At 46.4% G+C, this 15,367-nt stretch carries 9 protein-coding genes; 6 read left to right on the forward strand and 3 right to left on the reverse strand.

The annotated features are described in order from the left end of the window. Positions 1-182: 182 nt before the first annotated feature. On the reverse strand, positions 183-1,061 hold the full coding sequence (locus J4N37_RS20935) for a helix-turn-helix domain-containing protein (protein ID WP_252042190.1): 879 nt from the start codon (positions 1,059-1,061) through the stop codon (positions 183-185). Between the two features lie 259 nt (positions 1,062-1,320). Here J4N37_RS20935 and J4N37_RS20940 point away from each other — a divergent pair, with 259 nt between their 5' ends. Both J4N37_RS20940 and J4N37_RS20945 read left to right on the forward strand, forming a co-directional pair. Further along, positions 1,321-4,095, forward strand: a complete 2,775-nt coding sequence (locus J4N37_RS20940; RefSeq protein ID WP_252042192.1) for a glycoside hydrolase family 3 protein — start codon at positions 1,321-1,323, stop codon at positions 4,093-4,095. A gap of 196 nt (positions 4,096-4,291) precedes the next feature. Next, positions 4,292-5,632, forward strand: coding sequence for an MATE family efflux transporter (locus J4N37_RS20945; RefSeq protein WP_252042193.1), 1,341 nt, complete (start codon positions 4,292-4,294; stop codon positions 5,630-5,632). A gap of 42 nt (positions 5,633-5,674) precedes the next feature. Here J4N37_RS20945 and J4N37_RS20950 read toward each other — a convergent pair whose 3' ends face one another. Together J4N37_RS20950 and J4N37_RS20955 are read right to left on the reverse strand one after the other, a co-directional pair. Further along, the gene (locus J4N37_RS20950) at positions 5,675-6,382 is read right to left on the reverse strand and encodes a DUF445 family protein (RefSeq protein WP_010453508.1); all 708 of its coding nucleotides are present in this window, start codon (positions 6,380-6,382) and stop codon (positions 5,675-5,677) included. Positions 6,383-6,946: 564 nt separating this feature from the next. Next, positions 6,947-7,666 (reverse strand): helix-turn-helix transcriptional regulator, encoded by a 720-nt coding sequence (locus J4N37_RS20955; RefSeq protein ID WP_038887021.1) that lies wholly within the window; start codon positions 7,664-7,666, stop codon positions 6,947-6,949. Between the two features lie 833 nt (positions 7,667-8,499). On the opposite strand from J4N37_RS20955, the gene J4N37_RS20960 reads away from it, so the two are divergent. The 4 genes from J4N37_RS20960 to putP all read left to right on the forward strand — a co-directional run bounded on the left by J4N37_RS20960 (position 8,500) and on the right by putP (position 15,204). Then, positions 8,500-9,309 carry an AraC family transcriptional regulator gene (locus J4N37_RS20960; protein ID WP_071235806.1) on the forward strand — a complete coding sequence of 270 codons (810 nt, stop codon included), beginning with the start codon at positions 8,500-8,502 and terminating at the stop codon, positions 9,307-9,309. Between the two features lie 413 nt (positions 9,310-9,722). Beyond that, positions 9,723-12,854, forward strand: coding sequence for a bifunctional proline dehydrogenase/L-glutamate gamma-semialdehyde dehydrogenase PutA (putA, locus tag J4N37_RS20965; RefSeq protein WP_252042194.1), 3,132 nt, complete (start codon positions 9,723-9,725; stop codon positions 12,852-12,854). Between the two features lie 11 nt (positions 12,855-12,865). Further along, a complete protein-coding gene (locus J4N37_RS20970; protein ID WP_009706663.1) occupies positions 12,866-13,573 on the forward strand; it encodes a 1-pyrroline-5-carboxylate dehydrogenase in 708 nt (235 codons plus the stop codon). 137 nt (positions 13,574-13,710) lie between these two features. After that, positions 13,711-15,204: a sodium/proline symporter PutP gene (gene putP, locus J4N37_RS20975; RefSeq protein ID WP_038887026.1), complete on the forward strand. Its 1,494-nt coding sequence runs from the start codon at positions 13,711-13,713 to the stop codon at positions 15,202-15,204. Positions 15,205-15,367: the final 163 nt, after the last annotated feature.

Here is a 15,367-nt window from a genome sequence, read left to right on the forward strand (position 1 = left end):
AACTCAAGTGCGGCTCTTGGGGGGCCGCGCTCACTCCATTGGCAATATGCGAGAGGTAATGCCCGAGCCGAGAAACGATTTGCAACATACTATCTTGAATCGACTTGGGCATGTTATGGGGGAGCTCGATTATATTGCAGTGAATGGTTACCCATTCATAGCCGCTGGCATAGCGGCTTTTTTTATGCCAGTAAGAAATGTTCTTTGCGGTAACTTCTCGGACTGTGCTGAAACTTCTGTTTAAAGCATTTCGAGAAATAGTTGCTGTCCGAAAATCCACACTGTTCGGCGATGTGCTGTACCGAGCGCTCGTTCTCTTCACACAATAACTTTGTCGCGTAGTTCAACTGTACATCACGCAAATACTGGTTCGGTGATGTATCTAAAAACCGGCGAAACAGCCTTTCTAACTGACGTTTACTGATGAAGGCTGCTTTCGCAATTGCATCGCTGTTTACGCCGACATCACTGAAATGCTGCTCAATAAATACCAAGGCTCGGCTGAGTGCAAGTGTGGTTTGTGGCAACTCTTGGCTCTGGTCTTGATACATTCGGGAAAGAGCAATCACCAACTGCTGCATTAAGCTGGTTAGCATGACTTCAAACCCAGGCTGCGAGGCTTCATATTCCGTTTTTAAAACCGATAACAGGCGCTCGATTTCTGGCAATTGCTGACGGTCGAGGGTTAGTTTGGCTTTGTACTCGGTGGTTTGTCTCGCGATTGGTTCGACCTTGAACATGGCTTGGTAGCCGGACAACTGGCGCATGGAAGGGATTTCAAAAAACGGCGTGTTGGAGTCAAACATCAAGTTAATGATCTTGAGTTTGTTTACGTCTCGAAAGCCATGCTCGATGTCGCCATTAATCACAAATACATCACCTTTGTGTAGCGGGTATTCGTATTCCGCGACCGTGTGTTTACCGCTGCCACTGACCACCAAAAACAGTTCAGAAAAGTCATGTTTGTGGGCGGCAAAATCACAATGGTGATGTCCGTCGACGTAGGCAAACTTGAGATGACTGTGCTTCTGATGTGCTTTGAGTTGGTAGATGATGCTCATGTCGCGATATTCCTTTTTACTGTCGCCATTTTGGTAGAATGGCGCATCCGGTCAGCATACTATTTCCACTTAGAAAAACGAATTTTCATCGACGTATTTTGCCCGTTTTTGCTGGGCTGGCGACGTTTTTTAACTTGCCTTCAATGCCTGTTTAGCTGGTGAAAAGCACGATGCCAATAACGAATTGCGCGACTTTAATGACCCGTTGTCATTCAGCGCGCTGAAATACGAAATAAAAATGAACGGTTGTGGGTTGTGTATGAACAATAAACAAATTAGCCAAGCGCAAAAGAACCTCGTCCCTGTAAGCCGACAAGCGGCAGCTGAAGGGATTGTACTTCTCAGAAATAATGACGCGGTTTTACCTCTGATCGCGCAAGATACTCTTTCTCTGTTTGGTCGCTGCCAAATTGATACGCACCGCAGCGGCACAGGTTCGGGCGGGGCAGTGAATGTGCCTTACGCGATCTGTGCGCTAGACGGGTTGCGCGCTAATGCAAAGGTTCATTTGAATGAAGAGTTGGTCGCGGTCTATCAAGATTGGATTGCAGAGCACCCATTTGACGATGGCGGCGGTGGTTGGGCGGCGGAACCTTGGTTCCAGCAGGAAATGCCACTGACTGATGAACTTGTGGCCAAAGCGGCATCCAGTTCCAACAAAGCCATGGTGTTTATTGGTCGTACCGCTGGTGAAGACCAAGACAACGCCGACGAGCCGGGCAGCTACCGTTTAACTGCAGAAGAAGCGGACATGATCGCTAAGGTCAATCGCCACTTCAACGACGTGATCGTAGTGATGAACGTCACCAACATCATGGACATGGCGTGGTTAAACACTATCGAAGGCAATCAATCCATCAAAGGTGTGCTCTACAGCTGGGCTGCGGGTATGGAAGGCGGTCATGGTTTGGCAGATATCGTTTCTGGCGAGCAATCGCCAAGTGGACGTTTGACCGACTCGATTGCTTATGATCTTGCCGACTACCCATCATCGGCGAACTTTGGGCGTAAAGACTGCAACATCTACGTTGAAGATATCTACGTGGGATACCGTTACTTTGAAACCTTCAATCCTGAAGTGGTGCAGTTTGAGTTTGGTGCTGGCCTATCGTACACCGATTTCAGCCGTGATTTGGTCGAGTTCACAACCGAAGGGCAAGGCGCAGATGCTGTGCTGCACTTTGATGTTGAAGTGAGCAACGTTGGCTCTGAATTTGCCGCCAAAGAAGTGGTGCAGCTTTATGTTGAAGCGCCCCAAGGCAAGCTAGGTAAACCTGCTCGCGTGTTGGCGGGCTTTGCTAAAACAGAAACACTTAAGCCTGGCGCGAGTGAGTTGGTTCGTATCTCAGTACCTGTTGCTTCGCTAGCTTCTTACGATGACAGCGGCGCGACCGGACATCGCAGCTGTTATGTGCTGGAAGCGGGTTGCTACCAGTTCTGTATCGGTGAAAGTGTACGTCACGCTAAGCCAGTTGCGGCGACGTTCCAATTGGATGACACATTAGTCGTTGAAGTATTGAGTGAAGCTTGCGCGCCAATCCATGAATTTGAACGCATGAAGCCTGCACAAAAGAGCGACAATGGCACGTATGCGATGAGCCATGAAATGACGCCACAACGCAGCGTTTCTTTAGCTGAGCGTATCCAAGCTAATATGCCTCGCACGTTCAAACTGACCGGCAACCAAGGCATTAAGTTGATGGACGTGAAACAAGGCAAAGCGAGCCTAGAGGACTTTGTCGCGCAGATGTCATCGGAGCAACTTGCCACTATCGTTCGTGGTGAAGGTATGTGCAGTCCGAAAGTGACGCCGGGAACAGCTGCCGCGTTTGGTGGTGTGTCGGACAGCCTGTTTGAACTTGGTATTCCAACGGCAGCGGCAGCAGATGGCCCGTCAGGTATTCGTATGGACAGTGGACACAAGGCAACGCAGGTACCAATTGGCACTTTGCTTGGTTGTACTTGGAACTCTGCTCTAAACGAAGAGCTTTTCTTCCTGATTGGTGAAGAGTTGCGTGCCAACCACATTGATACCTTGCTTGGCCCTGGCATCAATATTCATCGTCACCCTTTGAATGGACGTAACTTCGAGTACTTCTCTGAAGATCCGTTTATGACGGGCGTAATGGCGGCAGCGCAGACTCGTGGTTTAAGCAAAGCAGGCGTATCGGGCACCATCAAACACTATGCGGCGAACGATCAGGAAACCGCTCGTGTGGATGTGGACAGCATCATGTCTGAGCGTGCACTGCGTGAAATCCATATCAAGCCGTTTGAGATGGCAGTGAAGCAAGGTAATGCGACCACCATCATGACGTCTTACAACCCAGTGAATGGGCATTGGGCGGCATCCAACTACGACTTAAACACCACTATTCTGCGTAATGAGTGGGGCTACACCGGCATTGTGATGACGGATTGGTGGGCGAAGATGAATGACCCAATCGAAGCGGGTGAAGAGAGTAAAACCTTTACTTCATTTATGGTGCGTGCACAAAACGATCTTTACATGGTGGTCGAGAATGATGGTGCAGAGAGCAATGCGATGGGCGATGACACGTTACAAGCGCTAGAAAACGGCACACTAACCATTGGTGAGTTGCAACGCTCTGCGATGAATATCTGTCGCTTCATCATGGCCGCTCCAGTTATGGAACGACCACTGAAAGCTTACGAACCAATCAAAACCTTTGTTGCACAAACTGAGCAACCGAGTGAAGAAGCGCATTTCGTTGAACAGGAAATTACCTTGAATACGAAAGTGAACGCTTCGGTTGTGCTTCAGGTTGGCGAGGAAGGTGTATACCAGTTCAATGGCATGATGAAATACGAGCGTGACTCTCTGGCACAATCTTCTTGCAGTCTATTCCTCAATGGAGACTTTAGTATGACGTTACCAATGCATGGCACGGATGGTGAACTGATTACTGTAGAAGGTTTGAAGGTGAAGTTGAATCCTGGGTTCTACACCCTAGATATCGACTTTGTTAAGCCGGGTTTAGAGCTGGAAAAAATCAAAATAATCAAGCAGTAAATAATGAATGATAGCGTAAGCTTATGGTTTTGTTGTTGCTGGGTAAATGGTGGGGAATGTTTCTTGTAAATACCCCTAAAAGTAACGTGACTTTGCGTTCAAAAGTTATACAATCCGCGCACAAAATTAGTCGATAACTCAAACTGCTTCACAGTTCTCTGTGGGGCAGTTTTTAGTTTTAGGAAAGGTCAAACACATGCCTAAAAGCCAGAATATCAACCAGCGTATGTCCATTGTGGCATTAGCTTGGCCAATACTTGTGGAAATTTTGCTACGGACGGCTTTAGGAACCAGCGATGTATTTATGTTGAGTGGTTACTCAGACAAAGCGGTATCCGCCGTTGGGGTAATCACACAATTAACATTTTTCCTAATCATTGTATCCACCTTTGTAAGCAGTGGTACGGGGATTCTGATTGCGCAATATAATGGTGCAGGACGCGAGAAAGACTCCGTTGATGTGGGTGTTGCAAGTATCGCTTTATCCGTGCTTGTCGGCGTATTCTTGAGTGTGCTGGCTGTGATTGGGGCGGTGTTCTTCTTGCCATACTACGGCTTAGAAGCCCAAGTTGAGCAGTACGCTCGAGAATACTTACTGATCAGTGGTGCAATGACGTTTAACGTGACCATCGGTATCGTCTTTACTACGATTTTGCGGAGCCACGGTTATTCGCGATCACCAATGGTGGTGAACCTCATCTCTGGAGTGTTTAACATCATCGGTAACTACATTGCGCTTTATCAGCCGTTTGGCCTACCTGTGTACGGAGTCGAAGGGGTTGCGGTTGCGACGGTCGTTAGCCAAGTGATCGGTACATTGATGCTTGGTGTGATCCTGACCCGAAGTAGCATTGACGTGCCAATGTCAAAGCTAAAACAAGTGTCGGGTGGCGTTTACAAGAAGATTTTGAAAATCGGTGGCATGAACGCTGGTGAAGTTTTGTCTTACAATATGGCGCAAATCTGCATCGTTTATTTTGTAGTGCAGATGGGAACATCATCACTTGCGGCATTAACTTATGCGCAAAATATCGCCCGTTTCTCTTTTGCATTTGCCTTAGCCATTGGCCAGGCGTCGCAGATTCAGACTGGTTACTACATCGGTAAAGGTTGGATAACAAGTATTCTAAAACGTGTTCAAATTTACTTTTTAGTGGGTTTTATCGCATCAACAACGGCGACGACGTTGATTTACCTGTTCCGAGATGAAATTTTAACCGTCTTCACCGATCAGCCAGAAATTTTGGCATTAACCGGTGCTTTGATTCTGGGGTCTATCTTGCTGGAAGCGGGACGCGTGTTTAATTTGATCTTCATTTCGGCACTGAAGGGGGCTGGTGATATCAAATTCCCGGTACAAATGGGTATTTTAAGCATGTGGGGACTGGGGGTGTTATTTTCCTATGTCTTCGGTATTCATATGGGCTACGGCGTGTTCGGTGCTTGGATGGCGATGGCGCTTGATGAGTGGGTACGTGGGATCATTATGGCAAGGCGTTGGCGTTCACAAGTGTGGACTAAGTTTCGAGTCAGCTAAAATCAAAAAGGGCCCTGAGTAAGGGCCCTAATCATTTAATGGTTAAGCACTAATAGCTGAGGTGGCTATACCAATTAGACCACCAAAAACACCGCCCCAAACAACAAGCCAGCCTAGGTGCTCTCGAATCATCTTTTGTACGATTTCTTTTACCAATTTTGGCGTCAATTCACTTAGGCGTTGATCTATGATGCCCTCGATGTTCTGTTTAATTTCATCCATCATTGCTGGTGATTCAAGCTGTTCTTTTAAAGCTTGTTTGATGGTGTCACTCTGACTGAGCTCAACCATCGACTCCTGCATTTTCTCAACAAACGGCTGTTTTAAAGGTTGAAGTGCTTCTGAGCCGCCAAACATTGCAAGCATACCGCCGAATGACGAAGTTTCGATTACGCCAACAAGCTTGTCAAAAGCAGGCTCGAAGTCTACTTTCTCAATGACAGGTTCTAAGTCGATGTTAACCCCACCTGACATTTCCTGATTCAGGAATCGGTCGATGTTTTTTTCAGTAAAGAATTGCTCCATCATTAATTGTTTGATGGCGAATTTAAATTCTTCAAAACGAGCGGGAATTACGCCTGAACCATATAATCCAGGTACTTTCTCAAACAGCATGTGTATGGCTAACCAGTTTGTAATTGCACCAGAAAACGCAAACAGCCCCGCGAACCAAAGGTAATCATTTTGAATATGGTAGCCAGCCCCCATTAACGCTAGGGCCAGAATATTTGTCATTAAGCTCTTGTTCATGAAATGGAACTTTCGAATAAGTGATAGATTTATGGGGGGAGATTTTAGGGGATTACTAGAAAAAACAAAACCCGACAATCATTGTCGGGCCACTGCTTTTATCTACCCTATTAATATAGGGTTTAAGTAGTTTGTTGGTTTCGCAACGTTTTAGATGCGGAAGATCTTACGACAAAGTTGGCATTTCCATCGTTCTGAATAGCCGAAAAGCTTGTCAGCCCAACTTTGTTTTACTTGTACGATCTGCATTGAACCACATTTACACATAAGCTAATCACCTTATTATTAATGTAATAACTAAGCCATTTAATGAGTATAGCTGTTTCTCAAAAAGTGAAATTACAAACGATCCAGCGTATGACTCTGCGTTGTGTCCACTGCTTACGATTACGCAACGGGGCGGTATAATACCACAACTATTGTGATATCGATCCCATATTTTGTTTCATATTTAAGATTTTGTATGTGTGAAGTCACGAAAGCTCTAACGACAGTGGAATGATGAGGAGAGGTGAAGTGCTAATAGTAGCGAGCCAAACGTTATGGCTCGCTGTGGTTAAATGTCTATCGTTCTCCGTTTAATACTACGGAGAGTTGCCTTTTCAGGAGAGTCTGAGGCACGATTGAGCCGAAGCCAGCTTCCATTGCCTTATCAATCAACTCATTTTTACTGTTTGCCTCAAATTTTGTGCGTAAGCGTGCTACGTGGCCTTCTACTGTTTTAGTTGAAATGCCCATTACTTGAGAGATGTACTGAGGCTTCTTTCCATACAGGAGCAAAAATAGTGTTTCTTGCTCTCTGTTGGTCAGTTTTTCTGGCTCTGGTTTTAGGTTAGAGAAGCGGAAAATAGATTTTTCATCATTATGTACGCCGATTGCTCGGCATACCCAATATCCAACCTCTATGATTGCGGTATCCGTCAACTCTCGTCCATAAAAAATGGTGCCGACAATATTACCGTCATCATCGCGCCAAGGTGTTTTGGTAAAAATGTGCGCCCGCCAACGGCCGTCGGGGTATGGGTGTATATCGAGAATCTTAAGAGATTCACCACTTTCAATTACGTAGTGGTCTTGACGTTGAAACTCAAGTGCACACTCGGTCGTTGGGCTCACCATATCAAAATCGGTTTTCCCTATGCACTCGTCGGGAGAAGTATGCCCCAAAAGCTCCGCGTATTCTTGGTTTACATAGCGGAATACTGAGTCTTTATCTTTACATCCCCAACAACCCGGTAGCTGTCGGAGAAGCGACTGTTCTATGGCATTGACTGGAATATTCACAAGATGGCTCACTTATTACTGCTTATTATACTGCTGAACAAAGAAGCAACATACGTTTGGTATGTGATCCAGCAGGCTTATCCCAACAGATAACATTGATTGGTATTACAGATACTAACCTTGATCATGCTTTCGTGATTTGTGTAATGAGCGAATATGAGTTCGTGAGGTGAAGCCTCGAGTTTCATTACACTGGGATGGAATTAAGTGCGGCCATACTATCAGTTTATGCCATTGTTTTCATTGGCTTGAGACAAAAAAAAGCCAGCCTGAAGACGGGCTGGCAACACAAGATAAATCTTGTCGACGTGTAGAAGAGGTTCTAAATTACATAGCGAGGGTCTGCTAAGTAAATTAGAGGTATCAATAAGATACCGATGAGCTCCGGGTCGTATGCCTCCGAAGCTCGAGATCTAATGTATTGAATTAGAGGCATATTCGAAAGGGGGGAAATCCCTCTATGCTACTGTTTTAAAGAAAAAATCTTCTTTTTAAGCGATTATTTCTCTTGCCAGATTCGTGCTATCCATGAATTTATCGTCATTTCGGCTATATAGCGTCAGAAGTGTGAGTCATAGGGAATGAGGATCTTCGTCCTGTGCGCGGCCAAATTATAGATATTTATCTATCTTTCGGTTTTTGTTAATAAAATTGGTTGAGCAATGACCGTAGGTTACGCTCGCATGATCATCGTTCCGGAACTATGATCATGTTGAGTGCTTTGATCATGTTGATTTGATCTTGTGCGATTGAATTGGGGAAGATTTGCAACCCAACCGAGAAGGTATATGATGCCAAGGTGTAAGCCGACCGTGTAAAGACGACAGTTCGAAATGAGTGATTCAGATAACCCGAAAGCCCCGCTATATAAAGAGATCATGCTGCCTAAGCCAGCAGAGCTGATCACGCTTCCGTCTTATATGGATTGTCATGATCATGCTTATACCCAGATTGTGATCGGCTTGAAAGGACAAGCAGAATTTGAAGTCCGCGGACAGGGTAACTTGGTTGGTCCTGGACAAGGATGCATCGTAACGGCGTCTTCTGATCATGCTTTCGGTGGCGTGATTCATCAGTCTGATATTTTGGTGCTCAACATGCCAAAACCAGCGAGTGACGAACCAGAGATGCTTCAGAAAATCAATAACCTAGAGCGATCTCACCTTTATTTCCAGTTGGATGGCCAAATCCAAAAGCTGATTCAGATGCTGGTGCAAGAGATGCGCAATCATCCCGACGACTTACTGCTTAGCCGTGCTTGTAATGACACTGTGATTGCTCTGATGCAACGTCATATATCGGCATTTGAAACGTCTAGGAAAGAGTCTCGCTTTGATTTGGAAGCGATTGACCGCTATATCGAGCAGCATCTTAGTCATAAAATCAGTGTGGCACAGTTGGCAGGGAGTGTGTTCTTGGGCGAAAGCCAGTTCCACAGCTTGTTTAAAGATCAGATGGGCATTACACCGCATCAGTATGTGCTAGGTAAACGCATCGATATGGCGCGTGATTTGATTGAGCAAGGTAACTTAACGCTTGGACAGATTGCTGAGTTTACAGGTTTCTCGAGCCAAAGTACTTTCACGCATACTTTTACTCGTTTACAAGGATTGTCACCTTCCCAGTATAAGAAACAGCATTAATATTATGCTTCTATTTTTATTCATTAAATTGCTTATTGAGAAATAGCCGCGCATGGATCGCGGTTTTTTTGTGCATGTATTTTTGTCACCAAGCTGAACTTTTTTGTTTATTTCCCCGATAACTTTCCACTTTTTTGTCCATTCCTCGCAAAATAGCAATCTAAATCCTTCTTATTCAAATAAAAATTCTCGAAAAATCGTCATTTTTTGTTGTAAATGACATGCAAAGATGAATTTTTACAACACAATATATTATGTAATTGCGTGTGACTATGTAGATGTTTTGTTATAAAAGCGAGTTTTTAGCAAAAAGCTCGGAGTTTTTGACAAGTATTCTTCTCGGGCTCAAAATACACTGCCAGCCATTGATGATCCTCGAAGCGGTTTTCGAGGAGAGAGATTGAGGAAAACGCATGTTTACAGCAACGAACGTGTTAACACCGGAATTTATCGAGCAGCCGCTTGATAAGTTGTGGTCACTGATCTCGCCATTGTACATGGTGGACGAGTCTCAATGGCTAGAGCAATTATTGCCACTAGCAACGCCGACAGCGGAAGAAAAGTCGGCAATCACGACCCAAACAACCCAGCTTATCGAAGCCATCCGTGCGGACAAGAAGTCAATTCAGATGATTGATGCGTTACTGCTGGAATACAGTTTAGATACCCAAGAAGGTATCTTGCTGATGTGTCTTGCAGAAGCCTTGATGCGTATTCCTGATTCTGCAACGGCAGATGCTCTGATTAAAGATAAGTTAAGCGTTGCTGACTGGAAATCTCACCTTAAGAGTTCTGATTCGGTCTTCGTTAACGCTTCGACTTGGGGCTTAATGTTAACGGGTAAAGTGATTGGTCTTGGTGAGCAAGAAACCCAGAGCCCAGGTCAGGCTGTAAACCGTCTGGTAAATAAATTCTCAGAGCCTGTGATTCGTAAAGCCATGTATCAGGCAATGAAGATCATGGGTCATCAGTTTGTACGTGGTCGTACGATTGAAGAAGCGCAGAAAAACGGTCGCCCAATGCGCGACAAAGGTTTCACTTACTCATTTGATATGTTGGGTGAAGCGGCGCTGACTACGGCAGACGCAAGCAAGTACTTCAAAGACTACCTAATGGCGATTGAAGCCGTTGGTCGTGAAACGTACGGTAGCGATACAAGTCCTGCACCTTCTGTTTCTATCAAGCTTTCAGCACTTCACCCACGTTACGAAGTGGCGAATGAAGAACGCGTGATGACAGAGCTTTACGACACCTTAACGCAACTGCTCAAGCGCGCTATCGAAGTGGATGTTGCCATTACGATTGACGCAGAAGAAGCGGACCGTCTTGAGCTGTCACTAAAACTGTTTGAAAAACTGTATCGCAGCGACCTTTTGAAAGGCTGGGGCAAGTTTGGTCTGGTAGTTCAAGCCTACTCGAAACGTGCATTGCCTGTATTGGTATGGCTAAACGGTCTAGCGAAAGAGCAGGGTGATTTGATCCCGCTTCGTCTAGTAAAAGGCGCGTACTGGGACAGCGAAATCAAGTGGTCACAACAAGCAGGTTACGAGAACTACCCAGTTTACACGCGCAAAGAAGCGACGGATGTTGCTTACCTAGCGTGTGCGCGCTTCCTACTAAGTGAAGGCGTGCGCGGTAATATCTTCCCGCAGTTTGCTAGCCACAACGCACACACTGTTACTGCGATTGCTGTAATGGCAGAACACAAAGATTACGAATTCCAACGTCTGCATGGTATGGGCGATTCGCTTTATAATCATGTGATGGACACTTATGGTCAGCCAGTTCGTATTTACGCGCCAGTTGGTAGCCATGCGGATCTACTGCCTTACTTGGTTCGTCGCTTACTAGAAAATGGCGCGAACAGTTCGTTTGTGCACCGTTTGGTCGATGCGCGTTGTCCTATTTCAGAGCTGACGCATCATCCTGTTGATGTGCTGACCTCTTTTGAGACGCTACACAACGGTCAAATTCCAATGCCAACCGGCATTTTCCCGGAGCGTAAAAACTCATACGGTGTCAACGTTGATATCGATAGCGAAGCGAAGCCGTTTGAAGCGCAGGTTGAAAGCTTCCTTACACAGAAGTGGACAGCGGGTCCGATCATCAACGGCGAAAAACATGCCGAAAGCATGATCAAGGAAAGTGCTGCTGAAATCATTACCGCACCTTACGATCGCCGTATCGAAGTAGGTCAGGTGGCTTTCGCAAGCCTTGATCATGTTTCCGCTGCAATCGAAGCGGCTGATGCTGCATTCCCTGAGTGGAAAGGCACCGCGATAGAACAAAAAGCGCAGTGTTTAGAAACTTTGGCTGACCTAATGGAAGCCAACCTTGCTGAGCTGGTGGCGATTTGTCATCAAGAGGCGGGCAAGACGATTCATGACAGCATTGATGAAGTGCGTGAAGCGGTCGACTTCTGTCGTTACTACGCGAAACAAGCGCAAAACCTTCAAGCGTTCGAGTTGGAAGGATTTGATGGCGTGAAGCGCATTTCTAGCCGCGAAGGGTTAGGCGTGTTCGTTTGTATCAGCCCATGGAACTTCCCTCTGGCGATCTTCCTTGGCCAAGTCACAGCGGCATTGGTGGCAGGTAACACTGTTGTGGCTAAGCCTGCTGAGCAAACCAGCTTAATTGCGGCGCGTGCGATTGAATTGATGTTAGAAGCTGGTTTCCCGGCTGGTGTGATTCAGCTATTGCCAGGTCGTGGTGGTGAAATTGGTCATGCACTAACGTCTCACGATGCGATTGCAGGCGTGGCATTTACTGGTTCGACAGCAACGGCGCAGCGCATCAACGTGACGCTTGCCGAGCGCAGCGCGAAGCCAGTACCGTTTATCGCTGAAACTGGCGGTCAAAACGCGATGATTGTGGATAGTACGGCACTGCCAGAGCAAGTTGTGCGTGACGTGATTCGTTCTGCTTTCGCTTCTGCAGGTCAACGTTGTTCTGCCCTGCGTGTCCTGTTTGTTCAAGAAGATGTTGCGGATCGCATCATCAACCTTATCCAAGGTGCGATGAATGAACTGCATGTTGGTATTCCTTACCTACACAAAACGGATGTGGGTCCGGTTATCGACAGCAATGCAAAAAATAAACTCCTTGCTCACCTAGAGCACATGACAAGCACGCAAACCAAAGTTGCACAGCTGCAATTGGATGAAGCGTGTCAGCACGGTGATTTTGTGTCGCCAAGTGCATTCGAAATCTCGGGCATTGATGTTCTGAAAGAAGAGCAATTTGGTCCTATCTTGCACATTGTTCGCTTTAAAGCGTCTGAGTTGCCAAACGTGGTTGAGCAAATCAACCAAACCGGTTTTGGTCTCACAATGGGCATCCACAGCCGTAACGAAACCACTTATCGTTGGATTGAAAAACACGCTCGTGTGGGTAACTGCTACATCAACCGCGATCAGGTTGGTGCGGTCGTTGGCGTTCAGCCATTCGGTGGTCAAGGCTTGTCGGGTACGGGGCCGAAGGCAGGTGGTCCTCACTACCTATACCGCTTCACTCAACAACATCTTGTTCAAGCAGAGAAAGCATAAGGAGTCGCATTATGGTTCATCAAATCACGTATTTTAAAGATGCATTCTCTGCGTGGGAGCAGTGGAATCTGACCGATTTTGATTACAAATGTGAGCATTTGCTGGCATTTAAATCTGCGATTGAAGAGCAGCATAGCGTGGTGGGCAAAGTGGTGTCTTACCACTTGCAGCAAGCGTCTGCTCTGTTGGCAGAAACTCATCAGTTAGTGGGGCCTACGGGCGAAACTAACGAGCTGTACGCAGCGGGTCGCGGTGTGGCTTTGGTCGTTTGTGAGAACAACCTAGCAAATACCGAGAACGCTCTGTACAGCACCTTTGCAATGATCACCTGTGCTCTGATTGCAGGCAACAGCGTGGTGATTTGCAGTGACAATACAGAGCTTACTCAATTGGTTAAGCAGGCTGTAGCGTCAGCAAACTTCCCATCTAACTTAGTCCAAGTGGTTGCGTACGATGCGTCTTCCCCGTTGTTAGACAGCGACGTACGTAGTGTGGGTTATGTTGGGCATTCACAGGTTGAGCATGCGCTTAACCTGCAACTGGCTAAGCGTGACGGTGCTATCGTCGGCTTAGTTTCTGAAACGGATTTAGAGTCACCGACATTGACTCATGATCCTCATCTATCGTTGCGCTTTATTACTGAGCGTACACGAACGATAAATATTACAGCGGTGGGCGGTAACGCGACTCTACTCGAGTTGGGAAGCGACTCCCACTAACCTGACTTGTGATGCCAACCTAATCACAAAGAGTCGTAGAGCTCATTTGGGTTGGTATCTCTTGCTTTGATGTATTGCTGCGATGGCAAAATATCAAAGAGGGCAAGGAAGGAAATAATTATAACGAGGACTATCAAATGATAGAAAATAGCTTTGCTATCACGACCACTTTTGTGGCGTATTTACTAATTATGGTTGCCATTGGCGTTTACGCGTATAAGAGGACTTCCAATTCATCTGACTACTTCCTAGGTGGTCGTAGCCTTGGTCCATGGCCAGCGGCACTTTCTGCGGGCGCATCAGACATGAGTGGCTGGTTGCTACTTGGTCTTCCGGGGTATGCGTATGCAGCAGGTATTGAAGCGTTCTGGCTAGCAGGTGGTCTGCTTGTGGGTACATGGCTAAACTGGTTAATCAGTGCAAAACGTCTACGTACTTACAGCATCCAAACTGATGCGCTAACGCTGCCTGAGTTCCTGTCGCGTCGCTTTAACGATAAGTCGAAACTGATTCAGACAATCTCTGCGTTCTTCATTCTTCTATTCTTCCTTTTCTATACCAGCTCAGGCTTGGTAGCAGGGGGTAAATTGTTTGAGACCGTATTCGGCTTGGATTACAGCATTGCCGTTATCATTGGCACGGTGTGTGTGGTTTCGTACACGCTATTCGGTGGTTTCTTAGCGGTATCTTGGACGGACTTGGTGCAAGGTCTACTGATGGCGGCAGCACTAATGATCGTGCCCGTTGCAGTAATGGACGGTGGTCTAGGTCAACTAGCGACGGACATGCACAACATTAACCCAGAACTATTAACGCTATGGAACGACGTGAAAGGCGAGCCTCTATCGGCTATCGCAATCATCTCGTTGGTAGCATGGGGGCTAGGTTACTTTGGTCAGCCACACATCCTAGCGCGTTTTAAAGCTTCTCGTTCAAACAAAGACCTAACAACAGCGCGTCGTATCGCTGTGGGTTGGACTGCGCTTTCTATGGCGGGTGCAATGCTAGTTGGTCTTGTTGGTCTAGTGTGGGTAACGGGTCACCCAGGCACGCAACTAGAAGATGGCGAAAAAATCTTCATGCTATTGGTGAACACGGTATTCCACCCAGTGATTGCAGGTATCCTATTGGCGGCAATCCTAGCTGCGGTAATGAGTACTGCGGATTCACAACTTCTTGTGTCTTCATCTGCTTTAGCTGAAGATTTCTACAAGCAAGTGATTAAGCCGGATGCGACGTCTGAAGAAATCGTGATGATTGGTCGTATTGGCGTTATCGTGATTTCTCTTATCGCGCTATTCCTAGCAATGACACCAGACAGCTCTGTTCTAGGTCTTGTATCTTACGCATGGGCAGGCTTTGGTGCTGCGTTTGGTCCGGCAGTTGTACTTAGCCTTTACTGGAGCGGTATGAACCGTAACGGTGCACTAGCAGGTATCCTAATCGGTGGTGTGACTATCGTGGTTTGGAAACAGCTATCAGGTGGTTGGTTCGATGTGTACGAAATCGTACCGGGCATCATCTTCTCAACGATTGCGATTATTGTCGTAAGTAAGTTGACTGGCGGTGCAGCACAAGAAGTACTTGAGCAACACAAAGAATACGAGAAGAAGTTGGTTGAACTAGACTAATTTCTCTCAAGTGAAAACAAAGCCCGCGTTTATCGCGGGCTTTTTTGTGTTTGTTCGATAGCAATTTGAATGATGCACCAATACCTCAATGAAAGAGTTTCTGAGGTATAGTGAAAAACGTGTTGACCCGTCTATCAGTGTAGGGCTGATGCTATGCCTGTAG

It is taken from the genome of Vibrio sp. SCSIO 43153, assembly GCF_023716625.1.
Classification (GTDB): domain Bacteria; phylum Pseudomonadota; class Gammaproteobacteria; order Enterobacterales; family Vibrionaceae; genus Vibrio; species Vibrio rotiferianus.